The organism is Shewanella cutis (assembly GCF_022410515.1).
Taxonomy (GTDB): domain Bacteria; phylum Pseudomonadota; class Gammaproteobacteria; order Enterobacterales; family Shewanellaceae; genus Shewanella; species Shewanella cutis.
This window is the reverse complement of record NZ_JACSDI010000016.1, coordinates 1-22,774: the sequence shown is the minus strand read 5'-3', so window position 1 is coordinate 22,774 and position 22,774 is coordinate 1. Positions and strand designations below refer to the sequence as shown.

The 22,774-nt window shown below is 44.4% G+C and carries 21 protein-coding genes; 17 read left to right on the top strand and 4 right to left on the bottom strand.

The window, feature by feature from the left end; all coding sequences use genetic code 11:
- Together H9J30_RS16770 and H9J30_RS16765 are read left to right on the top strand one after the other, a co-directional pair.
- Complete coding sequence (locus H9J30_RS16770; protein WP_240132053.1) at window positions 1-990, top strand: amidohydrolase family protein; 990 nt, start codon at window positions 1-3, stop codon at window positions 988-990.
- Between the two features lie 1,315 nt (window positions 991-2,305).
- Window positions 2,306-2,530: a TIGR02922 family protein gene (locus H9J30_RS16765; protein ID WP_011073260.1), complete on the top strand. Its 225-nt coding sequence runs from the start codon at window positions 2,306-2,308 to the stop codon at window positions 2,528-2,530.
- A gap of 153 nt (window positions 2,531-2,683) precedes the next feature.
- Here the strand turns inward: H9J30_RS16765 and H9J30_RS16760 are convergent, their stop codons facing one another.
- Window positions 2,684-3,265, bottom strand: a complete 582-nt coding sequence (locus tag H9J30_RS16760; RefSeq protein WP_240132052.1) for a TetR/AcrR family transcriptional regulator — start codon at window positions 3,263-3,265, stop codon at window positions 2,684-2,686.
- Window positions 3,266-3,394: 129 nt separating this feature from the next.
- Here H9J30_RS16760 and H9J30_RS16755 point away from each other — a divergent pair, with 129 nt between their 5' ends.
- A complete protein-coding gene (locus H9J30_RS16755; protein WP_240132051.1) occupies window positions 3,395-4,462 on the top strand; it encodes an alkene reductase in 1,068 nt (355 codons plus the stop codon).
- A gap of 75 nt (window positions 4,463-4,537) precedes the next feature.
- On the opposite strand, the gene H9J30_RS16750 is transcribed toward H9J30_RS16755, so the two are convergent.
- Window positions 4,538-6,970: a Lon protease family protein gene (locus H9J30_RS16750; RefSeq protein WP_240132050.1), complete on the bottom strand. Its 2,433-nt coding sequence runs from the start codon at window positions 6,968-6,970 to the stop codon at window positions 4,538-4,540.
- Window positions 6,971-7,509: 539 nt separating this feature from the next.
- Between H9J30_RS16750 and H9J30_RS16745 the strand changes: the two genes are divergently transcribed.
- Window positions 7,510-10,167, top strand: coding sequence for a bifunctional diguanylate cyclase/phosphodiesterase (locus H9J30_RS16745; protein ID WP_240132049.1), 2,658 nt, complete (start codon window positions 7,510-7,512; stop codon window positions 10,165-10,167).
- A gap of 107 nt (window positions 10,168-10,274) precedes the next feature.
- Window positions 10,275-11,504, top strand: a complete 1,230-nt coding sequence (locus tag H9J30_RS16740) for a DEAD/DEAH box helicase (RefSeq protein ID WP_240132048.1) — start codon at window positions 10,275-10,277, stop codon at window positions 11,502-11,504.
- Between the two features lie 132 nt (window positions 11,505-11,636).
- Here the strand turns inward: H9J30_RS16740 and H9J30_RS16735 are convergent, their stop codons facing one another.
- Window positions 11,637-12,146 carry a hypothetical protein gene (locus H9J30_RS16735; protein ID WP_240132047.1) on the bottom strand — a complete coding sequence of 170 codons (510 nt, stop codon included), beginning with the start codon at window positions 12,144-12,146 and terminating at the stop codon, window positions 11,637-11,639.
- A 201-nt stretch (window positions 12,147-12,347) separates the two neighbouring features.
- Between H9J30_RS16735 and H9J30_RS16730 the strand changes: the two genes are divergently transcribed.
- From H9J30_RS16730 to H9J30_RS16675, 12 genes are all read left to right on the top strand, one after another.
- Window positions 12,348-13,301: a YbgA family protein gene (locus tag H9J30_RS16730; protein WP_240132046.1), complete on the top strand. Its 954-nt coding sequence runs from the start codon at window positions 12,348-12,350 to the stop codon at window positions 13,299-13,301.
- A 120-nt stretch (window positions 13,302-13,421) separates the two neighbouring features.
- Complete coding sequence (locus tag H9J30_RS16725) at window positions 13,422-14,459, top strand: MerR family transcriptional regulator (RefSeq protein ID WP_240132045.1); 1,038 nt, start codon at window positions 13,422-13,424, stop codon at window positions 14,457-14,459.
- Window positions 14,449-15,987: a deoxyribodipyrimidine photo-lyase gene (gene phrB, locus H9J30_RS16720; RefSeq protein ID WP_240132044.1), complete on the top strand. Its 1,539-nt coding sequence runs from the start codon at window positions 14,449-14,451 to the stop codon at window positions 15,985-15,987. Before H9J30_RS16725 ends, phrB begins: the two co-directional genes overlap by 11 nt.
- Before the next feature lie 38 nt (window positions 15,988-16,025).
- Window positions 16,026-16,472 carry a nuclear transport factor 2 family protein gene (locus H9J30_RS16715; protein WP_240132043.1) on the top strand — a complete coding sequence of 149 codons (447 nt, stop codon included), beginning with the start codon at window positions 16,026-16,028 and terminating at the stop codon, window positions 16,470-16,472.
- Entirely contained in the window at window positions 16,472-17,272 is an 801-nt protein-coding gene (locus tag H9J30_RS16710) for an SDR family NAD(P)-dependent oxidoreductase (RefSeq protein ID WP_240132042.1), read from the top strand. The genes H9J30_RS16715 and H9J30_RS16710 overlap by 1 nt, the downstream gene beginning before the upstream one ends.
- The gene (locus tag H9J30_RS16705; RefSeq protein WP_240132041.1) at window positions 17,269-18,519 is read left to right on the top strand and encodes an NAD(P)/FAD-dependent oxidoreductase; all 1,251 of its coding nucleotides are present in this window, start codon (window positions 17,269-17,271) and stop codon (window positions 18,517-18,519) included. Before H9J30_RS16710 ends, H9J30_RS16705 begins: the two co-directional genes overlap by 4 nt.
- On the top strand, window positions 18,516-19,307 hold the full coding sequence (locus tag H9J30_RS16700; RefSeq protein ID WP_240132040.1) for a DUF1365 domain-containing protein: 792 nt from the start codon (window positions 18,516-18,518) through the stop codon (window positions 19,305-19,307). The genes H9J30_RS16705 and H9J30_RS16700 overlap by 4 nt, the downstream gene beginning before the upstream one ends.
- A gap of 1 nt (window position 19,308) precedes the next feature.
- A complete protein-coding gene (locus H9J30_RS16695; protein WP_240132039.1) occupies window positions 19,309-20,565 on the top strand; it encodes an SAM-dependent methyltransferase in 1,257 nt (418 codons plus the stop codon).
- A 12-nt stretch (window positions 20,566-20,577) separates the two neighbouring features.
- Entirely contained in the window at window positions 20,578-21,159 is a 582-nt protein-coding gene (locus H9J30_RS16690) for a DUF2878 domain-containing protein (RefSeq protein ID WP_275679656.1), read from the top strand.
- Between the two features lie 19 nt (window positions 21,160-21,178).
- Window positions 21,179-21,727 (top strand): chalcone isomerase family protein, encoded by a 549-nt coding sequence (locus H9J30_RS16685; RefSeq protein WP_240132037.1) that lies wholly within the window; start codon window positions 21,179-21,181, stop codon window positions 21,725-21,727.
- Window positions 21,715-22,266 (top strand): DUF3833 domain-containing protein, encoded by a 552-nt coding sequence (locus tag H9J30_RS16680; protein WP_240132036.1) that lies wholly within the window; start codon window positions 21,715-21,717, stop codon window positions 22,264-22,266. The genes H9J30_RS16685 and H9J30_RS16680 overlap by 13 nt, the downstream gene beginning before the upstream one ends.
- 91 nt (window positions 22,267-22,357) lie before the next feature.
- Window positions 22,358-22,570 carry a hypothetical protein gene (locus H9J30_RS16675; protein ID WP_345796193.1) on the top strand — a complete coding sequence of 71 codons (213 nt, stop codon included), beginning with the start codon at window positions 22,358-22,360 and terminating at the stop codon, window positions 22,568-22,570.
- Between the two features lie 58 nt (window positions 22,571-22,628).
- Here the strand turns inward: H9J30_RS16675 and H9J30_RS16670 are convergent.
- Window positions 22,629-22,774, bottom strand: a 146-nt coding sequence (locus H9J30_RS16670) for a DUF3634 family protein (RefSeq protein WP_240132097.1), incomplete at its 5' end; no start/stop codon positions are given.

Here is a 22,774-nt window from a genome sequence, read left to right as displayed (position 1 = left end):
ATGATTATTGATATGCACACCCATTTTGTGCCTAAAGCTTGGCCGGATTTGGCCGCGCGTTTTGGGACCCCAAACTGGCCTTGGCTGAAACACACCAGCGATGGCAAGGGAATGATTATGCTCGGGGATAAAGAGTTTAGACCAGTATATGAAGCTCTGTGGGATCCTCGCGTTCGCCTTGCAGAAATGGACCGTGACGGTGTAGATATTCAAGTTTTGTCCGCTACGCCAGTACTGTTTGCCTACGATAGACCTTGGCAGCAAGCTGCCGAGTGCAGTGAGATCTTTAACGATTTAGCTCTGGAACTTTGTCATTATAATCCTCAGCGTTTAAAAGCCATGGCTCAGGTGCCGTTACAACATATTGATGCTGCGTGCCGTGAGGTGACTCGAGCCAAAAGAAACGGCCATATCGGTGTACAAATTGGCAATCATGTTGGCGAGAAAGATTTAGATAACGAGGGATTAGTCTGTTTTTTGCAGCATTGCGCTAATGAGAATATGCCTGTTTTAGTGCATCCATGGGATATGCTCGGGCGAGAGCGTATGGGCAAATACATGTTGCAATGGCTGGTGGCTATGCCTGCTGAAACGCATTTATCAATTTTGTCACTCATTTTATCAGGTGCGTTTGAGCGGCTCCCCAAGACGTTAAAAATCTGTTTTGCCCATGGTGGTGGTAATTTTGCCTTCCAACTTGGACGGGTGGATAACGCATGGCGTCACAGGGATATTGTGCGTCAAGATTGCCCTAATTTGCCTTCATCTTACTGTGACCGATTCTATGTGGATTCAGCGGTGTTTAGCCAAGATGCATTATCTTTGCTTACTAAGACGATGGGAAATGAGCGGGTCATGCTTGGCTCAGACTCCCCTTTTCCACTGGGTGAACAACGGGTAGGAACTTTGGTGCGCGAGCATGGCGAACTATCTGATCAAGTAAAATCGAAAATTCTAGGTGAAAACGCTAGCTATTTTTTTAACATCTGAATGTTGTTAAGAGGATGAATGACGTTCTAACATCTCATTTTGTGATTGATTTTTAGCGATATTTTTCAACTATACTTCAATTTTTTGCCATCAAACGAAAGATGACGATTTAGTCATCTTTCGTTTTCAGAAGTCTTCGTTATCTTAAATAGCAGTCTTGCCTTTTAGTTCCCTTTATTGAAGGTGTTAAATTACTGTTAGGCACTTACTTGGTTGTCTGAAGTAATTAGGGAAGTCAATGGAGTGTCAGCGACCTAAGATGTTACTAGGGCGTGTTGACGTTTCAGGGTTATTTTTGCAGCCAAATGCTGCCCGAAGGGTTCGTCTGGCAAGCCCTTGCTCTTATACCAATCACATTAAATATCTAATCAGTTCAGAGCCTCACATGCATTTCAATCCAAGGCGCATTGACGCAGAAATGGTCATTCCCTTTTAAGTCAATGCAACACCGGAGTGAGATGTCTGTGTGGCTCCCAAAGGGCGGCTGATGTTCACTGTATGGCAACGCGCTTTATACTGCGTTTAAGGCTTTCGACAGAGCACCACTATGCCTTCAAGCCTTCGCCTTGTCTAAAGCGCGTTGAATTCCCGCTGAATGAACAGATATTTAATACGATTGGTATTACTTTTTGTCATAAGAGCCGCTCGTCATTTGAGTAGAATAACGACACATCATTCCTCGTTTCGCGAGCACCGTGCTTGCCAGAACGAACAAAATCTAATCTCGAAACGTCAACACGCCCTAATGATTTGCTAGAGTGCAGAGCACGCATGGAGTGCTCACGTATTAGGGGCATTCTTGCCAAAAGGATGGCGATAGAGTCAAAATTACTCACGAGGCGTGTAATGATAATTTTCTAAACCAGATTAATCTACTAGCTAACGTTTTATCGGATACAGAAGTAGAAATCACACATCATCAAAAAATTGTAATAGAGTTTGAAAGCACCCGTAGTGCAGTTTTTGGGTCGGGTTTAAAGCGAAGTTGCTTCAGTAATATAAAAAGTTAGTGTTTTTATTCTATTTTATGAATAACTACGCATTACTTATTGTTGATTTGATGTGATCGGTTGCGCGAATTTGATTAACAAAATAGAAATAGATTGGCATCTATTTGCTGAAGTGCTTAAATAGCTAAGCATTCATGGCGCGATGATATTTTTATCAGTTGTATAAGTTTATGTCGCTTTGGATTTTTAGTTGATTGATTTTAAATGGTAAAAAATCTTTGAGTTTTGTTGTTATAAGAGATGAAGGGAGACTCTTGCCACTTTGATCGATTGCAGTAGATTCTGCTTAATGTGAGTTAAAGGTTATGCAAGCAACACAAGCGACAGTTACCGTTTTGTATTATGACGCACCAGTCGGGCTAATTATGCACAACGCGGTGTTACAAGATTTACCCGTAAGTGAGTCTGGCCGTGTAATGATCCCTACCAGTTTTCGAAAAGGAAAATCCATCATTGCCGTGTTAGAAGGTGAATGCAAGATATTGAACTCACTGGGTGAGCGGGTTTTTGCGCAGGCAAATATCGGTTAATTAAAACAAGAATTGTACATGCAAAATACCTACATAAAGGACGATAAAGCTGATTTATCGTCCTTTTGCTTTATGTGGACTCAGCGCGTAAATTTGATGGAAATGGCGGCCTAACAAGTGAAAAATTTTAGTCTTTATTTATAAAACAAGCGGTTATCTGCAAACGTCATCAAACAGTTTATTGGCTAATTGTTGCAATATCTCTGCCTGCGGATGGGTGTGAGCAAAGGTTCGTAAGCCATAAATGCCCATCATTAGGTATTGCGCTCTTTGCTCGCTATTGAGTTCTCCCTGCAATATCCCCTGAGATGTTGCCAGTTCAAATTGTGCGGTGAGTGCGTTCTGCCATAGCTGTAAATTCTGACTGATAATATGTTGAATCTCATCATCTTGTTCTGCGATTTCATTTAATGCCTTGGTGAGTAAACAGGCTTGCTGGCTATCACAGCTTACACATTCGACGACCACATTATCTAAGTAGTTTTTTAAATTATTAAGCACTGGTCGAGTGTTGGAGAAGATAAGTTTAAACTGCTCGTTTCTATCCTGTTGATATTGATCGATTGCAGCAATGAGCAACCCGCGTTTATTGCTAAAGGCGCAGTAGATGGAGCCTGGGTGTAATCCGGTGGCTTGGGTGAGATCCTGCATGCTGGTTTTGGTATATCCTTTACGCATAAAGGCGGCCATTGCCCCTCTGAGCACTTGTGCCCTATCAAACTCTGCATTTCGCATTGCATTCTTACCCCTAACCGATACTTGCTGGAGATTCTACCCAATATTGAACAAACATTCAAAAATGTTCTTGAATGATCATTCAAATAGTAATATCTTGAATGTACATTCAAGAATGGGGTTAAACCAATGACGATAGAAAATACAGTTAACTCAGTAGAAAATTTATTCGACACCTACAAGCTTAATGACACCATTACCTTAAAAAACCGTATCTTAATGGCGCCATTAACGCGCTGTATGGCCGATGCCGACTTGGTTCCTACCGATGATATGGTGGCTTACTATGCACGCCGTGCTGAGGCGGGATTGATTATCTCCGAGGCCACGATTATTCGCCCTGATGGGCAAGGCTACCCAAATACGCCTGGTATTTTTACCTCTGCGCAAATTGCAGGCTGGCGTAAAGTCACTGATGCAGTGCATGCCAATGGCGGTAAGATTTTTGTGCAGTTATGGCATACGGGCCGTGTTGCTCATCCACACTTTTTCGGTGGTGGTGATGTGTTGGCTCCTTCTGCTCAGAAGATTGAAGGCAGTGTGCCAAGAATGCGTGAACTCACCTATGTGACGCCAAAAGCCGTAACAGTTGAAGATATTCAGGGGCTGGTGCGTGATTATGCCAAGGCGGCTGAGAATGCGATTGAAGCGGGGTTCGATGGTGTTGAGATCCACGGTGCGAATGGCTATTTGATTGATCAATTCTTACATCACGACAGTAACCGTCGCACCGATGAATATGGCGGCACACCTGTAAATATGTCGCGGTTTGCCTTAGAAGTGGTCGATGCAATCGCCGCGCGTATTGGTAACAACAGAACCGGTTTACGTATTTCCCCTAGCGCCTATTTTAATATGGCAAGTGATAGCCGTGACCGTGCTGTTTTTGATTATTTACTGCCTGAGTTAGAAAAACGCGATCTGGCCTTTGTGCATATCGGTATTTTCGATGACAGTATCGAATTTGATTACTTAGGCGGCACAGCATCAAGTTATGTTCGTGCACACTATGGCAAAACGCTAGTAGGTGTGGGTGGGTATAGTGCAGAGACTGCAAGCAAGGCAATTGCAGAGGATAAGTTTGACTTAATTGCAATTGGTCGTCCCTTTATCGCTAACCCTGATTATGTTGCTAAAGTGCGAAAGGGAGAGGAGCTTGTCGCTTATAGTGATGAGATGTTAGCAAGCTTAATTTAAGGTTTACATCGTAACGCTGATAAAAGGGTTAGCTAAGCTAACCCTTTTTGTTTTGTATTTTTTGCTCAATTGAAACTATGAATGAGTTTTGCTGAGTGCTCTTAAGGCATTAAGTTTTTGCTGGGCAATGCCAAAAATACAATCCGGAGCATAGTGCTCTATGTGTTTACTTTCATCGGTTTGCGCTTTGGTTTTCACTATCGCTGCGGTTTTACCTAATAGCAAGGTCATCGCTTGAGTGACATGGTTAATCGCCCAAATATGGAATTCACCACGTTCAACTGCTTCAACAATATCTTGGCGTAACATTAAGTTAGCGATATTCGACTCGGGAATAATCACCCCTTGATTCGAGGTTCTGCCCTTGATTTGACACACATCGAAAAAGCCTTCAATTTTCTCATTAACGCCGCCGATAGGCTGGGCTTCACCAAACTGATTCATTGAGCCAGTAATGGCAATATCTTGTCTTAAGGGCAATTCACTAATAGCCGAGATAATGGCACAGCATTCAGCCATAGAGGCGCTATCACCATCGACACCGCTGTAGGATTGCTCGAAGGTGAGGTAAGTGGTGAGGGGAATTTGCGCGGTTTTACCTAACACCGAGGCTAAATAGGCGGTGAGGATCAGTACGCCCTTAGAATGAATACGCCCACCAAGTTTGACCCTGTGTTCGATATCCAGTACTTCCCCTTTGCCATACGCGGTCGTGGCGGTGATTCGATTAGGCAGACCAAATTGGTGATCTGAAGTGGAAACAACAGATAATGCATTGATTTGACCAACGACTTTATCGTGAGTATTGATTAGCGTCGTGCCATTAACAAAGCTTTCCATAATGTTGTCATGCAGACGGGAGACGCGCTTTTCTTGATTTTTCAACGCTTGTTCAACATGTTGCTTTTCAATTCGCTTACTTGCTGCGGCTTTTGCGCAAAAGTTCGATTCCCGTAATAGGTTGGCAATATTGGCAGAGTGCAGCGAGAGCTTTTGTTGATCCTGCGCCTCACGAGAGCTGTATTCAATAATGCGTGCAATGGCGCTGCGGTCGCAGTGCAACATGTTGTTATCGTGGACGATACTGGAAATAAATCGGGCGTAGTGGGCTTCGGAGGCGTCAGTTCTGTCCATGACATCCTCAAAGTCGGCAGTTACCCTAAATAGTTCACTGAAATCAGCATCATAATGCTGTAATAGTTGATAGGTTTCATGGTCACCAAATAGGATGATTTTTACATCCAACGGGATCGGTTCCGGTGCCAATGAAATGGTGCCCGACAGTGATACTTCCCGCTCTAATGAACTCAGGTCCAACTTGCGAGAACGTAATGCTCGCTTTAAACCATCCCAAACATAGGGGCGTTCAAGCACTTTTATGGCGTCCATTAACAGTACGCCACCGTTTGCCTTGTGTAAGCTACCAGGGCGGATCAATGAGAAGTCTGTAAACACTGTGCCTCTGAAGGTGGCGTTTTCAACATAACCAAACAGGCTGTGGTAGCTAGGGCTTTCTTCAACGACGATGGGGTATTTCTGCCCGCCTTGGCTCACAAGTACATTGACCTGATAACGGCGGGGCATTTTCTTTTCAAGTGAGGCGTACGCAAGGGCGAGTTGTTCTTCACTTTCTTCAAGAAAGATATCTAAATTACTTAAGATATCTGCCTGCATACCTGTCAAAAATGCTCTGACATCGGGTTGGTGTTTGTATTTATCCTTCAAAGGTTTAAAAAAGTGGATCAGCACATCCTTAGCAACTTGTTCGTCGTGTTCCTGCTGGGTATCGCTAAACTCTTCTTCCCATTCGGTATTTTGGCGGATAATGCTTCTTAGTTTTACTTCTAGCCCATTGATATTACTTTCAAATTGACTACGTTCGGCTTCAGTAAGCTCGTTGAAGGAGGTTTCATCATGGGGCTCGTCACCGTTGAGGGCGATCATTTGATAATCCCCCTGCATGGTTAAACTCAGACTAATGTTTTTTTGTTTTGCTTCTTCACTTAGCTCTGTGAGTACGGCTTCTTGTTTTTGTGTCAGTTGGCTTTTGAGTTTTTCTGCTCGGGCGTAATACATTTCGTTATCAAAGGCTAAGGGTAATGCCCTCACCAATTTGAGCATAAGTTTTTCGATGGATTTCTTAAATTCTAGCCCCGTACCTGCGGTGAGTTTTAAAACTTTGGGGCTACGGGTATCGTCAAAGTTCACCACATAGCACCAGTCAAATAACGCGGGTTCAATAGGATCATGGCGATTGAGATAGCGCAACATCATAGTGCGTTTACCGAGACCATTTTGACCGATAGCGTAAATGTTATAGCCCTTTTCTTTTATCCCCATGGCAAATTCCACCGCCTGCTGGGCGCGTTCTTGACCGACAATATCATCAAGTGGCGTGAGCTGGGCAGTAGAGTGGCATTCAGCACTAAGCTGTTTAAGTTCGGACCTTCGATAAATTTGCTGACTCGTTAATGGGATGGCGGCGACGACTGTAGGCACGGTAGGCATAAAAATCCTTGTTTTTCTTCCTGATTATTTCCATTGTAGACAATAGGATAATGTTATTGTCAATGAAAGGCGGTAATTTCTGTTTAAACAATCCTTGTGTGAGTGTGTTAATGCTTAGGATTTTGCCTTGTTTAGTTATGGTAAATTTTTGCTCGCTAAATCAAGACGAGCATGAATGCGTTTTATGTTACTGAGCAGTAGCAAAGTAATCCATGGCTTATTCGTTTGTGAGTATTGTATGAGCTTAACGTTAATCGACAATGGGTCTGTTTGTTACGATTGGTGTCAGTGGCATTTTTTGAAACAAAGTAATCGGCTAATAAGTCAAATATTTATGCATAAGAGAATGACGATGATTGAGTGTCTGCGGTAGTATCTGTCAAGCCTATACGCGATTGCCCTACATTTAACTGTTTAGCCTAAGTTCAGATCTTATCAAAATGCTGGGGGATATGGTGTGTGGAGGAGTGGTGTTTTTTTAGGAGGGCATTTTTGCCCTTAGTAAACATGAAATTGTAGAGGTTATAGTTAGAAAGCTTATGATTGATATTGCAATTTCACAAAAGCAGTTAACAGATTGGACAAACGATTTAGAGTTAGTTTCCCATATCACTCAGTCACATGCGGTGATTTTAAAAACGAACGTTATGGGGGAATATCGTCAGTTAGTCCAGTCTGAACTGTGCCAAGAGGCTGATATTGAAGCACTAATACGGCATTTTAATCATAAGGCATATTTAAACCTTCACCAACACGTTACACCTCACGTTAACACTTCATCTACCTGCGCAGCTCCTGACAATCCTTTCAATGAATCAAGCACCTTTAACCAGTACCAAGTCAATCTTCATGTGGATGTACGTCATGCGGCGGCATATTTGCAAGCCTTAATCCCAGATGTAAAAGCAACGCCTCAATGGCGTGATACAGGGCTTGGAAGTTTGATTTATCTGCCCATTATCTGGAGTTCTGGCGCGCATTTTGGCGTATTTTGTTTATATCATAAGGCAGCTTTGCAGCTCGATGATAAGGCGCTACAACTCGCTTCCCTTACCGTTAATAGTTTGCAGTTTAATTTAAGTGAGTTACATAGAGCGCAACGACAACAAATGACCGCTTTGCGTGGTGATGCCAAATCGATAGATATTATTGACTTGCAGACCTTTATCGATAGTTTTGAAGAGCATATTTGGGTCAAAAACACCGAAGGTGTTTATACCATTTGCAACCAAAGCGTTGAAAAAGCTTGGGATTTACCTCGCAGTGACATTATCGGCAAGACGGACGAAGATTTATTTGGCAAAGCGATTGCGGATATTTTTCTCAATGGTGACAGGCTCGCCATTGAGGCTGGGGCGCCGATTATAGTTGCTGAATGTTTGGATGGTGAAAATAAAAACAACCACCTATGGCTAGAAACCCTCAAAATCCCCGCTTTAACGCCCGATGGAGAATTGGCGGGGGTGATAGGCATGACCCGTAATATCTCTAAACACAAAGAAGTGGAAGAGCAGCTCACCCTCGCCACGAATGTGTTTAAACACTCCCTTGAAGGTGTCGTGGTGACCGATAGACACGGTAACATTACCGATGTTAATGGTGCTTTTTATGAGATCACTGGGTACTCGCGGGAAGAGTTACTTGGGCAAAATCCACGCTTATTTAATTCCGGCCGCCACGAGAAAGCCTTTTTTGAAACCATGTGGAATAGCTTACTCGGCGTAGGTAAGTGGAATGGTGAAATTTGGAATCGGCGCAAAGACGGCACTATTTTTCCGCAAAATATCACGATCAGTGCCATTTATGATGAGGTGGGGGAGATCCGCTATTTTGTCGCAGTATTTGCCGATATCTCTGCTCAAAAACAGAGTGAAGCGCAGCTTGCCCATTTAGCCTATTTTGATCCACTTACCCATTTACCAAATCGCATGAAGCTGATGATGCAGCTTAAGCAAGAAATTATGCATGCGAAAAGGCTTAATTCACAATTGGCGACAGTCTTTATTGATGTCGATTTGTTTAAACACATTAATGACAGTTTCGGCCATAGCATTGGTGATGAAATGCTGGTGGAACTTGCAAAGCGTCTTCGTAGCCAACTGCAAGAGCAAGATGTGTTGTCACGTATTGGCGGCGATGAGTTTGTGGCGCTGATTTCGGGTATTGAACGCCATGAGGATGCGACGGCGGCGATTAACCAATTACGACAAGTGTTTGAGCAGCCCTTTGTGGTAAGCACAGGCGATCATTTACGTTTAACCGCCACCATGGGGGTATCCCTCTATCCAAGTGATGGCAGTAACGCCGATACGTTACTTCGTAATGCGGATGCCGCAATGTATCGCGCGAAGAGTGAGGGACGAAATAACTATGCCTTTTACACTGAATCGTTAACTCACGAATCGTTCGAGCATTTAAAATTACAGAGCGCGCTTTATGGTGCGCTTGAACAAAATACGCTGTATTTGATGTATCAACCCAAAGTGGATTTAGTGACCCGTAAAACCGTCGGAGTCGAGGCGCTATTACGTTGGAACGATCCTATTTTAGGGCAAATTTCTCCGGGAGTGTTTATTCCCGTCGCCGAGAAAAGTGGCTTAATTTACGATATTGGTTTGTGGGTGCTTGAAACGGCTTGCCAACAAGGTGTGCGTTGGTTGGCCGCGGGTAAACAGTTTGGTCGGATTGCGGTCAACGTCGCAGGGCAGCAGTTGCAACGCAGCTCCTTTGTGGAGGATGTAAAACGTATCCTAACGCAAACAGGTTTACCTGCCACTTGTCTGGAGCTTGAAGTGACTGAAAGCGTGATGATGAACAATCCAGATGTTGCGATACGTGATTTAAAATTGTTAGGCGATCTGGGCATAGCGCTTTCAGTGGATGATTTTGGTACAGGTTATTCATCACTTAATTATTTGAAAAAGCTTCCCATTCATAAGTTGAAAATCGATCAGTCCTTCGTTCGTGATATTCCCTTCGATACCAACAATACCGCCATTGCTAAAGCGGTGATTGTACTTGGCCATGCCTTAAAGTTAGACATCGTGGCTGAAGGCGTCGAAACCGCTGAGCAAGCTGAGTTTTTAACTCAAAACCTTTGCGATCAAGCACAGGGATATCTCTTTAGTCGCCCACAATTACCGGCGGATGTTGAGGCCTTTTTTACCGAAGCGGAATGGTTTACCAAACCTAAGTAGTGGTGTGCCTGTGACCGAGAAGCATGATCTTAAAGGCGCGATCCTAAACTGGTCGCTGTCAGTCCGGTCTGCTAACATTGCGACATGATTGTTTTTGGTGATGTTTCATGTCTTTTAGCGCGCTTTCTTTAAATACCCGATTAGTGAACACCTTAGCTGAACTGGGCTATCAGCAGCCAACGCCTATTCAAGTCGAGGCTATTCCCGCGATCTTAACAAAACAAGATGTCATGGCGGGGGCTCAAACAGGAACGGGGAAAACCGCAGCCTTTGCCTTACCTATTCTGCAACTGTTAATGGCTGATAACCAAAGCGATAACGCGGCAAAAGCAATCCGCGCTTTAGTGTTAGTACCGACGAGGGAGTTGGCGGTACAAGTTCAGCAAAGCTTTGTAAAATATGCGAAAGGAACAGATATTCGTGTAGGGATTGCCTACGGTGGCGTCAGTATTGAGGCGCAGCAAGCGGTGTTTAACGCCGGGATTGATGTGTTGATCGCAACCCCAGGCCGCTTGCTTGATCATATGCGTCAAGGTGCACTCAATCTTAAGCAATTGAACACTCTGGTATTTGATGAAGCCGACCGTATGCTTGATATGGGGTTTATGGATGAAATCCAAGCCGTGCTAAAGCAAGTTCCCGCCCAAAGACAAACCTTGCTGTTTTCCGCCACTTTAGATGATTCGATTTTTAGTTTTAGTAAAAACCTCCTGCGTGACCCCAAACGGATTGAAGTGGCTAAACCTAATACGACCGCAGCCCAGATAGAACAACGGGTCTATGCCATTGATAGCGATCGTAAAACTGAATTTGTCAGCCATCTAGTCCGCAGCAAAAACTGGCAGCAAGTGTTGATATTTAGTCGCACTAAACAAGGTGTCGATAAGCTAACCGCTCAACTTAATAAACTTGGGGTGGCGACGCAAGCTTTCCACGGTGATTTGTCCCAAGGGGCGCGAGAAAAGGTATTGCAGGATTTTAAACAAGGGCTTGTGCAAGTCTTAGTCGCCACCGATGTGGCAGCCAGAGGGCTTGATATTGCCGAGCTACAGTATGTGATTAATTTCGAATTGCCGTTTATTGCTGAAGATTATATTCACCGTATCGGCCGTACTGGCCGCGCTGGTAGCGCTGGTTTGGCGATTACGCTTTTTAGCCAAGAAGATGCGCTACTGTTAGAAGAGGTTGAGACACTGCTCGATAAACGTCTGCCACAACAATGGTATCCTGGCTTTGAACCCGATTTTAACAAAATGGTCTCCGAGCCAAGACGCAATAGCAAAGCTGCTCAAAAACAACGGGCTAAAAAACGCGCGTTAGGTGGTAAAAAGCGCTAATTAAGGCGACAAGGTTGTTTAAGCTTTTATTCTGATAGCGAGCCGCCCTTTGATAGGGCGGCCGATCATTTCGCTAATGGTTTTACGTGATGATTCAATTGGCTTGTTGTTCTTGCCATACCGCTCGCGTTATTAACTAAAATACACTTCAGCCTGGTTATTGCGTTGTCGTTCTTCATTTTTCTCAGTAGCTTCTTTAATTAGCTCCACTTTTTGAGCTTGGAGTAATTCAATTTTTTTTGCTTTTTCCTCTTCGGATAAGCTGTCATCACCTGCTATTTTTGCTATCTCCGCATCTAGCTGTTTAAGCTTATCCCTATCAATGCCTGTGCGTTTATCGAGAATCGCCTGCATTGCGTCTTCTAATCTATTATGCGGCTTTTCAGTCTCTGCCGTACCGGCAATATGTTGCACATTGGCGGTGTAATGTTGTTTGGCATTAGGCGCAAGCTGACCATAGGTATCACTGCTTTCAGCATATCGAGTCACGCCGCCAGATAGGGTGACTGTATCTTGCGGGGCTGTCATTTGAGCTCTCGGATTCTCCGCAGGGCTTGATACACCTTGCGTTTGCTGAGTTGGCAACGATTTTACTTGGTTCAACGCGATGGCCGCATAGCTATTGGGATTGATGACAGTCATTTCCTTATTTTTCCTCGTTGATTTTCACTTTCAGATGCCGCGCCAATGGGGCAAATAAATTAAGCAATATCAAGGCCAAACTCTGGCGACTTTCGTTGGATTTTTAGTAGAAAAATATTTTTATAAAAAATTGTACAAAAACTTGATCCTTGTACAAGAGTGGTCCGTAATAATATCTAAATTGATACAAGGAATCTCATTATGTACAAGTTTAATCCGCAACGTATTCAAATAGGGATCAGTGCCTGCTTATTGGGGGAAAAGGTGCGTTTTGACGGTGGTCATAAAAATTCCTCCTATTGTAATCAAGAAATTGCCCCATTTTTTGATTATGTTCCTATCTGCCCAGAAATGGCGATTGGCCTAGGCGCACCCCGTAAAAGCATTCGCTTAGTGCGCGATGGTGAGCAAATTCGGGTACAGAGTGGGGATGGTAGCTTGGATGTCACCGAAAAACTCAATGATTTTAGTGAGCGCAAAGTAGAAGAGTTAGATTTTTTAGGGGGTTACCTGCTGTGTGCTAAATCCCCAACTTGCGGAATGGAGCGCGTGACTGAGTACAAAATCGGCACCAATAATGGCACTAAATCAGGGATCGGGGTGTTTGCCAGAAAATTGATGGAGCGTTATCCCCATTTACCGGTCGAGGAAGAAGGGCGTTTGCACGACATGGTGCTGCGGGAAAACTTTTTTACTCGGGTCTACGCCTATCACGATTGGCACAAGATGCGTCACGAGGGGCTGACTAAGCATAAGTTAGTGAAATTTCACTCCCGTTATAAGTACTTATTAATGGCCCATAGTCCCAAATGGTATCGCGAGCTTGGGCCAATTGTGGCCACTATTGAGGATATTGAAGCGACCGCTGACCGCTATTTTACCGGCTTTATGACCGCCTTAAAAATCAATGCGACCCGTAGAAATCATACCAGCACCTTGCAGCATATTCAGGGCTATTTTAAAAAGCACTTAACTAAGGAGCAAAAACAAGAACTGTCTGAAATGATTATGAAATATCGTCAAGGACTCTTGCCTCTGTTAGTGCCTATCACCTTGATTAACCATTACTTAAGACAATTCCCAACGCCATATATTGAAGATCAAGTGTACTTAAATCCCCATCCGGAGGAGTTAAAACTGCGTTATGCCTACTAGGTTTTTGCTGATAGGTGCGTTTGATAAAAATGGCTTAGCAGATACAAACCACGATTGGCGAAATGGTTTAGCACAACATGCTTGGGCCAACCAATCAGATTCATGAGTTAAGAGACAAAAATGGAAGATCATAATTTAGAGCTTGCAGCTGATAATCCCAGCAGTAGCGAATTACTGCCGATCGGTGAGGTGTCGCGGCTTACTGGCGTTAATGCGGTGACATTAAGGGCATGGCAGCGGCGTTTTGGGCTTGTTATCCCTGAGCGTACTCCCAAAGGGCACAGGCTGTATACTGCCGAAAATATCCAACAAATCCATGAGATTAATGCATGGTTAGCAAAAGGCGTTGCCATCAGTAAGGTAAAGCCATTATTGATGAGTTCGGCTAAAGCGATAGATGTCGCGAGTGTGCAATCTCAATCGTCTGATTTTTGGCATGAGCAGATTTTGGCGTTAAATACTGCATTTTTTGAGTTAGATCAGCTCACGTTTCACCAAATCTTAGATGAAGCCTTGGGCTTATATCCATTTCAATTGGTTAAACAAAAACTGCTACAAGCTTGGTTTGCACAATTAATGCCTTTATTGGAGCCGCGTTTAGATGTGGAGCTGCTACTTGCTTGGTTAGACAGTGAGTTAGCTAGCCGTATCGGTGGGCGTTTAAGCGTAGCGGGGCTAGCAAGCTCGCCCCAGATTGCGTTAGTGCGTTTGCCTTATGTTACATCGCAAAAAAATACAGAGCCTACGCTTGCTCCCTATTCAAGCCTTACTAACCGCTTATATAGCCTCGTAATATTATTGGAGCTAGCCGATTTAAGAGTCTCAGTGGTCAACTTAGGCGTGCAACATATCAGCAGTCTTGGGCTCATCAACAACAGGCTTAAGGTTGATGCTTTAGTGTTATTACCAGAGGCAAATCATTCGCTATCAAAGCAAACTGAGTTACAAACCTTGCTCGAAACAATCCCGCAGGCTTGCTACCTCATAGGTCCATTCGCGCCCACATTAACTGCATTATCAGGTTTTATTGCCCCGAATATAGCTGACTTGATTGGACAAATCGCCACCGCGAAACAGCACCACAAAAAGCAGCACCGCAGACAGAAAATCATGGCTAACGCCGCACAAATTCAAGGAGGGACTGTCGATGAGCATTAATCAAAACAGTTTGGGAAAACATGCTTTAATGTGGTTTCGCCAAGATCTGCGCCTTACCGATAACCAAGCACTTACGGCCGCCTGTGACTGGGTGAGGCAACATCATGCCGCCAAGCTTAAAGCGATTTACATCACCACACCAAATCAATGGCATCAGCATGATATCGCGCCAATTCAACTCGACTTTATTCAGCGGCATGTGAGTCTACTTGCCCAAGGATTGGCTAGCCTAGGGGTTGAATTTGAACTCATTCAACTTGATAGCTTTAAAGATATTCCCGCATTTTTAACGGGTTATTGTGAGGAGCATGCAATTGGGCGGGTGTTTGCAGGACAAGAACCTGAGATCAATGAGCGAAAGCGCGATCAAGCTTGTATTGAGGCGGGGATTCCTTTGTCACTTAGTGATGAACATTGCTTATTACCACCGGGAACTGTGCTTAATTTAAGTGGTGACATGTATCGGGTGTTCACACCTTTTAGTCGCAAGTGGCGAGAGGTTGCCGCAAAGCAGCCGATTGTGCCGCTCGGCGTGCCAGCACCGCTTGGTCCTATCTTGCCAGAGCCTAAACCATTATTTTTTAAAAATATCGGCTTTGCTGATTCTCCCGCTAACAAGGGCACTGCGCCATCAGAAACAGGTTTAAATCAAACCATATCAACCCCGCTTATCTCGAGTGAACAGTGGGCGGCAGGTGAAGGGCAAGCCAAGCGGCTGCTTAATCAATTTATTCAGCAAAAAGTGCAAGACTATAAGCAAGATAGAGATTTTCCCGCCATTGATGGCACCAGTGTTATCTCCCCTTATTTGGCGATTGGCGTACTCAGCCCAAGGCAATGTGTCGCGGCGCTATTACAACGTTTCCCTGAAGTCATTGTTGATGACACAAGCCCTGGGCGAACATGGCTAAATGAGTTGATTTGGCGGGAATTCTACCGCCATTTGCTGGTGGCTTTTCCTGATTTATCCAAAGGACAAAACTTTAATCGCCAAGCCGAACATGTGCAGTGGCGCAATAATCGCGATGAGTTTTTAGCTTGGTGTGAGGGCAAAACTGGCTATCCGCTAGTGGATGCGGCCATGCGCCAACTTAATCAAACGGGTTGGATGCATAATCGTCTGCGTATGGTGGTGGCGAGCTTTTTAACCAAACATTTGCTTATTGATTGGCGTTGGGGGGAGCGGTATTTCCGCCAGCACCTTATCGACGGCGATCTGGCGGCTAACAACGGTGGCTGGCAGTGGTCGGCAGGATGCGGTTGTGATGCGCAGCCGTACTTTCGGATTTTTAATCCTATGAGTCAGAGCGAAAAGTTTGATCCAGATGGCCGTTTTATTCGTAAGTACTTACCAGAACTCGCATCTTGGGGCGTGACGCGATTGCACCAACCCAATCAGCAAAAAATGCCTTCGTTGTTTGAAGCGCCGTTATTAGCATCGCAAGCGGATTATCCCTATGCGATTGTTGAGCACAATGCAGCAAGGGCAAGGGCGCTGACGGTACTTGGGGTGCTGAAAAAGGCTTAGGCCACATGCTTAATACTTATCCCTTAGGGAGTGTCTGGATGATAAACCAAGCGAAGATTGAACATAGCGGATTAGTCGATAATTTTATCGGCCTCTATCAAGCGTTAAATAAGGACAACCTGCATCTACTTGCAGAGCTCTATGATGACAATATTTGTTTTATCGATCCTATGCATCAAGTGAATGGCCTAAACGCGCTGACACAGTATTTTGCCAAGCTTTATCAAAATATCGGCTATATTCATTTTGAAATCAAAGAAGTATTACAGGATGACACCCAAGCCTCGCTGTTTTGGCAAATGCAATATCGTCATCCTAAGCTCAATAAAGGAGAGCTAGTTCGGGTTGATGGGATGAGCCAGCTTAAGTTTCATCAGCGGATTTACTTTCATCGGGATTATTTCGACCTTGGGCAAATGCTGTATGAGCATTTGCCTTGTATGGGCGGGCTTATCCGTCTGCTTAAAGACCGAGCGGCAAAGTAATGGCCTCTTTACTCACCAAAAAAATCAACACAGTACTGGTAACAGGGGCAAGCTCCGGTATCGGTTTGCAGTTAGCGAAGGATTATTTGGCCTTAGGTTGGCATGTGATTGCCTGTGGCCGTGACGCCACAAAGCTTGATTCGCTGGCGCAGACGGAATTGATAGGCGCTACTTGCTTGAGTTTTGATATTAGCGATCGTGTTCAAGTCCAGCAGGCGGCCACTGAGCTAGGCGATATGCTCTCAAGCAGTGAATGTCAATTGGATATCGTGATCCTCAACGCCGGTAGCTGTGAATATATCGACGATGCAAAACATTTCGACGATCAGCTCTTTGAGCGAGTCATTCACACTAACTTGATTGCGATGGGTTACTGTTTAGGAGCGTTTTTACCTTTAATGCCAAAGGGGGCGCAACTAGCCTTGATGAGTTCAAGCGCGATTTATTTACCTTTCCCCCGTGCTGAGGCTTATGGTGCATCTAAAGCGGGCGTTAACTACTTGGCTGCGAGTCTCTCACTCGATCTTGCGCAAGATAATATTGGTGTCAGCGTGATTTGCCCAGGATTTGTGGCAACCCCATTAACCGCCAAAAATGACTTTGCCATGCCAATGCAAATTGATGTGCATGAGGCTTCGCTGGCGATTCGTGTTGGGATAGAGCGCGGTGATGCAGAGATCCATTTTCCAAAACGATTTACTTATTTGTTGAAATTGATGTCATTTTTACCTGCATTTGTATGGCAAAAAATGATCCAAAGAGATAGCCAAGCACAAGCGCTAAAGGGCACCCAAAGATGAAAAATATTGCCATTGTAGGTACAGGGATTTCAGGTTTGACCTGCGCCCACTTGTTGAGCCAGGCCAACAAGGTAACGGTTTTTGAAGCTAATGATTATATCGGTGGCCACACTGCCACTGTGGATGTGGATTATCAAGGTAAAACCTATGCGATAGATACCGGATTTATCGTATTTAACGATAGAACTTATCCCCTTTTCGAGCGTTTGTTGGCGCGTCTTAATGTCAGTATTTTGCCAACTGAAATGAGTTTTAGTGTGCACAATGCGCTCACGGGGCTTGAATACAATGGGCATCACTTTGCGAGTTTGTTTGCCCAAAAGCGTAACCTTCTGAATCCGCGCTTTTGGGCTTTTTTAAATGAAATTGTTCGGTTTAATAAAAGCTGCAAGGCTATTTATCAGCAGGATCAATATCCTGATGCCAACCTAGGTAATTTCCTCGACAGAGAAGGCTTTTCAGCTTTTTTTGCTGAGCATTACATTCTGCCAATGGGCGCGGCGATTTGGTCATCGAGCATTGAAGATATGCGTGCCTTTTCGTTGCGCTTTTTTATTCGTTTCTTCGAGCATCATGGGCTGTTAAATGTGACTGATAGACCACAATGGTATGTGCTGAAGGGCGGCTCTCGCAGTTATATTCCTGATTTAATTGCACCATTTAAAGATAACCTCCATTTAAACAGTCCAGTCAGTGCCATCGAACGCCATCAGGATTGCGTCAAGCTGCAGGTTAATGGCCAGTGGCATGTGTTCGATGAAGTGATTCTCGCTTGCCATAGCGATCAAGCGCTTGGGATGCTAACCGATGCTACCTCCGCTGAAAAAGCTATTTTGGGCGACTTGCAGTATCAGAATAATGAAGTGGTATTGCATACGGACACCCGCATTTTACCTAAGCGTAAAGCGGCTTGGGCAAGTTGGAATTATCGCTTAGATGGCGATAAAAAACGCCCCGCATCAGTGACATATAATATGAATATCCTGCAGCGTTTGCCCGCTGATGCGCCAACGTTTTGTGTGACGCTCAATCAGAGCGAGCTCATTGATGAATCGAAAATTCTGCGTCGTTTCAACTATGCTCATCCTGTCTTTAACGAACGTAGTTTACTGGCACAGGCAAGGCGGGAAGAGATTTCTGGCCAAAACCGTACCCATTTTGCGGGTGCCTATTGGCACAATGGTTTCCATGAGGATGGTGTGCGCAGTGCAGTAGACGTTTGTAACCATTTTGGGGTCAGTCTATGAGTCAGCTCAAGAGTGGTATTTACTATGGCACGGTGACGCATAGCCGTTTTATGCCTATAAAACATCACTTTAGCTACCAAATGGCTTTGATGGCAATTGATTTGGATGAGGTTGATTCTATCAGTCGTATGGGGCGGATATTTGCCAGCCAGCGCCGCGCCTTGCTGAGATTTAATCCTGCGGACTATCTCACTACCTTTACCTCAAAGGACAATCTTAACCGCAAACTCGACGTAGCGGAGCCGAGTGCTTCGGCCCTTAAGGCCAGAGTACTTCAGCAAGTGGCAGAATTGGGTGGAGAAGAGCGATGTAATCGAGTGCTATTTGTTGGGCAAATTCGGCATTTTGGTGTGTATTTTAGTCCGGTAAATTTTTACTTTTGTTATCAAAACCAAATACCTTTATACATGCTTGCTGAGGTGAGCAATACACCTTGGGATCAAAGGCACTGTTATTTAGTGGATTTATCTATCCCGAACACCACAGATAAAGTGTTTCATGTTTCCCCCTTTATGGACCTCGAAATGCGCTACAAGTGGCATGTTGAGCCCCCCTCTGAACGCTTAAATATTGGAATTGAAAATCTGCCGAATCATTCAGGCAAGCGTTTATTTAATGCAACGCTTTCAATGAGTCGCCAAGACATTAATGCCGCATCACTTCGCACACTGTTGTTTCGCTTCCCTCTTATGACGCTGAAAATTTTCGGTGGGATTTACTGGCAGGCGTTAAAACTGTTCTACAAACGAGTGCCTTTTGTGCCACATCCTGCTCAAATGGAGAAATAATATGGAAAACACTGCATCGCAATCTTCTGTTGTGACGGCAAAGTTGCCTGACAGTCTTGCCCGTAAGCTATTGCTAAAAGCATTAGAAAATCTTCCAAACGGTTGTTTAACCATAGTCGAGGGTGATAAAAGCTATCGTTTTGGTGAGCATCACAGTGACCTACATGCAACGCTAGTGGTGAAGCATCCGAGCTTTTATCGCCAAGTCATGTTTTCAGGCTCCATCGGTGCAGGTGAGGGGTATATTCAAGGCCATTGGACCAGCCCTGACTTAACCAAAGTCGTGCAACTTTTTGCCCGAAATCTGCCGTTACTTGACCAGATTGAAGCTAAATTTAGTTGGCTTACTGGCTCGATTAATCGCTTTAAGCACTTATTGAATCGTAATTCGCAACAGGGCTCGAAACGCAATATTCTTGCCCATTACGATTTGGGCAATGCGTTGTACGAGCAGTTTTTAGACCGTGAAATGTTGTACTCCAGTGCCTTGTATCCCCATAGCGAGGCAAGTCTTGCCGAAGCACAGTTACACAAGCTCAAAACCATTTGCGAGCGGCTCGATTTAAAGCCGGGGCAAACCCTATTAGAAATTGGTACTGGTTGGGGCGCTTTGGCGATTTACGCCGCCAAACATTATGGCGTGCACGTTACGACCACCACCATCTCCGATGCCCAATATGCCTATGCTAAAGCACGGGTTGAACGTGAAGGGCTAAGCGATAGTGTGACCTTACTGACCGAGGATTATCGAAACCTTAGCGGCCAATACGATAGATTGGTGTCTATTGAGATGATTGAAGCCGTAGGCCATGAGTATCTACCAGGGTTCTTTAAAAAGCTGGAATCATTACTCAAACCCGAAGGGCGGATGTTATTACAGGCGATCACTATTTCTGATCAACGTTACGACAGTTATCGTAAAAGCGTTGATTTTATTCAGCGATATATTTTCCCTGGCGGCTGCTTGCCTTCGGTTCAGCAAATGGTTGGCCATTTAGCGAAGCGCACCGATATGCAGGTCTGGTCAATCGATGATATGGGCTTAGATTACGCCAAAACCTTAAAGGATTGGCACGACAACTTTGACCGTTCCGTTGCCCAAATCCAAGCCCTTGGTTATGGCGAAGATTTTATTCGCATGTGGAAGTTTTACCTCAGTTACTGCGAAGGCGGATTTTTAGAGCGTACCACAAGTACTGTGCATTTAGTGGCTGTGCGCCCTGGGTATCGTTTACCAAATACGGTTAACCGTTGCTAACGTCGCGCTGAGATGCTCTCTATGGTCAGATACATTCAAAATATGTCAAAGCTTCAAGGATTTATTATCTATAACGCCTTGAGCTTTCAGTGTGTTTGGTGGAGTAGCATCTTATGGGGAAATGGGGTGTTGCTTCTCAATATCCCTTTGTTATTGATTCATTTTATGCTGTTGGCTTTAGTTGAAAACCGACAAGCTGTGATTCGGGACTTCAGTACCATGGTTAAGGTCGGGCTGTTGGGTATCGTTATTGATGCCTTGCTTACCTTGTTAGGGGTATTTGAGTTTACCGCTTTACCTTGGTGGCTCGCTTGTCTATGGCTGCATTTTGCCCTGAGCCTGCACCATAGCCTTATTTTTATGCGTGCTTTACCCATTATTTTGCAAGTTATATTGGGTGGTGTATTTGGCAGTCTTAGCTACATTGCGGGCGCACAATTTAATGCGGTGATTCTACCATTTGGTGAAACTGTTTCCGTGCTTATCCTTGCTGTTGTTTGGGCTATCTTATTGCCGCTATTTATCAAAATATCCCGTAGTGATAGGCAGATAAGGCGTTATGGGCTAGAAACTCATCACCTGTGCGATCGTTAATTTCAAGTGGAGAAGTCAGATGTCTATGCTATCGACTAAAGCGTATCTTAGCGTCATCTTTGGGTTGTTCTTACCCTTTTGTGGATATGCAAATTCAACGTCTGCGGTCGATAATTCGATGACCAAGGATCTTGTTGAGGTTGGGCGCGGCGAAATGGATTGGCTGTGGTTCAATTTATATAAAGCCAGGCTCATGACACCAACCGGTCAGTATCAGCACGGGCTGTATCCGCAACTGTTAGATATTGAATATTATCGTGATATTGACGCTGCAGATTTACTGGAAGCCACCGCCGAACAATGGCGACATTTAGGCTACGCCGATAGTGATATTGGTAAGTGGCTTAATTTACTTAAGGGCATTTGGCCCAATGTTGCGCCAGGTGATCATTTAAGTTTTAAGCTTATAGACTCAAATCAGAGCCAGTTTTATTTTAACCAACAACCCCTCAGGCTCATCCAAGATCCACAATTTGCACAGGCCTTTTTAGCGATTTGGTTATCGACTAAAACCAGTCGTCCAAGTTTACGAGCGCAATTATTAGGAGAAAAATCATGCGATTGTTAAAGCTGAATTGGGGCAAAAATGTCATCTTAAGTTTATTGATGCTCAGCCTATTATCGAGTTGTTCCTCGGTTGAAGTGAGTGATTATCAAGGTACAAATCCTCCATTAAAATTGGAAAACTTCTTTAATGGGCCGCTTAAGGCATCGGGGATCGTGGAGGATTTTAGTGGCAAAGTGATCCGCAAATTCAATGTCACTATGGAGGCTAGCTGGCAAGGGAACGAAGGTGTTATCGATGAATGGTTTGTCTATGATGACGGTGAAACCCAAACCCGTATCTGGCGCATAACCTCCCTAGGCGATGGAAATTATACCGGAACTGCTGGCGATATTATTGGTACTGCAGTCGGTGAGGCGAGGGGAAGCGCGCTGCGCTGGCGCTACGATATGTTATTGCCCGTGGATGGCGATGAATACCAAGTGCATTTTGACGATTGGATGTTTTTGGTTAATGACAATACCATCATAAATAAAAGCGACATTATTAAGTGGGGTGTTACTGTTGCTAAAGTGACCTTAGTGATCCAAAAACTCGATTAACTGGCTTGATCTCAATGTTAACGGTATGGCTTGGCTAATAATCTTTCTTTGACGGCACTAGACTGGCATAAAGCCATTTATCGTGGATCATATAATAACAAAGCATTGGATGTTACTGGCTGTGTTAGCGAGCATTTCTTTAACAGCTTGTTCTAACATTGATTTTCGTTTCGAAGACACTTCAGAGAAACAAGCAGATCCTGCACAATCAACTAGCGATCCTATGGTGCAAGATAATGAGCGCAGCGTCCGCGATGCCCGTGAAGATGGCAAAATGGCACCAAAGGACCCAGTTAAATTCTAACTAGAATTTGAGAGGTTTAGCCCCTACTCATAAAGTAAGGGCTGACAAACTAGAGTGCTTAACCCGCTTGGCGACTATTATCGATAGTTTTTTTATCGTAATACTCAAAGGGAAATAGATTACGGATCCTTTGTTGTAGATTGTCATTCACGTTGGCAGAGATATGCAAACGGACGTCGGTAATTTTCTCAGCTCTGATTGTGC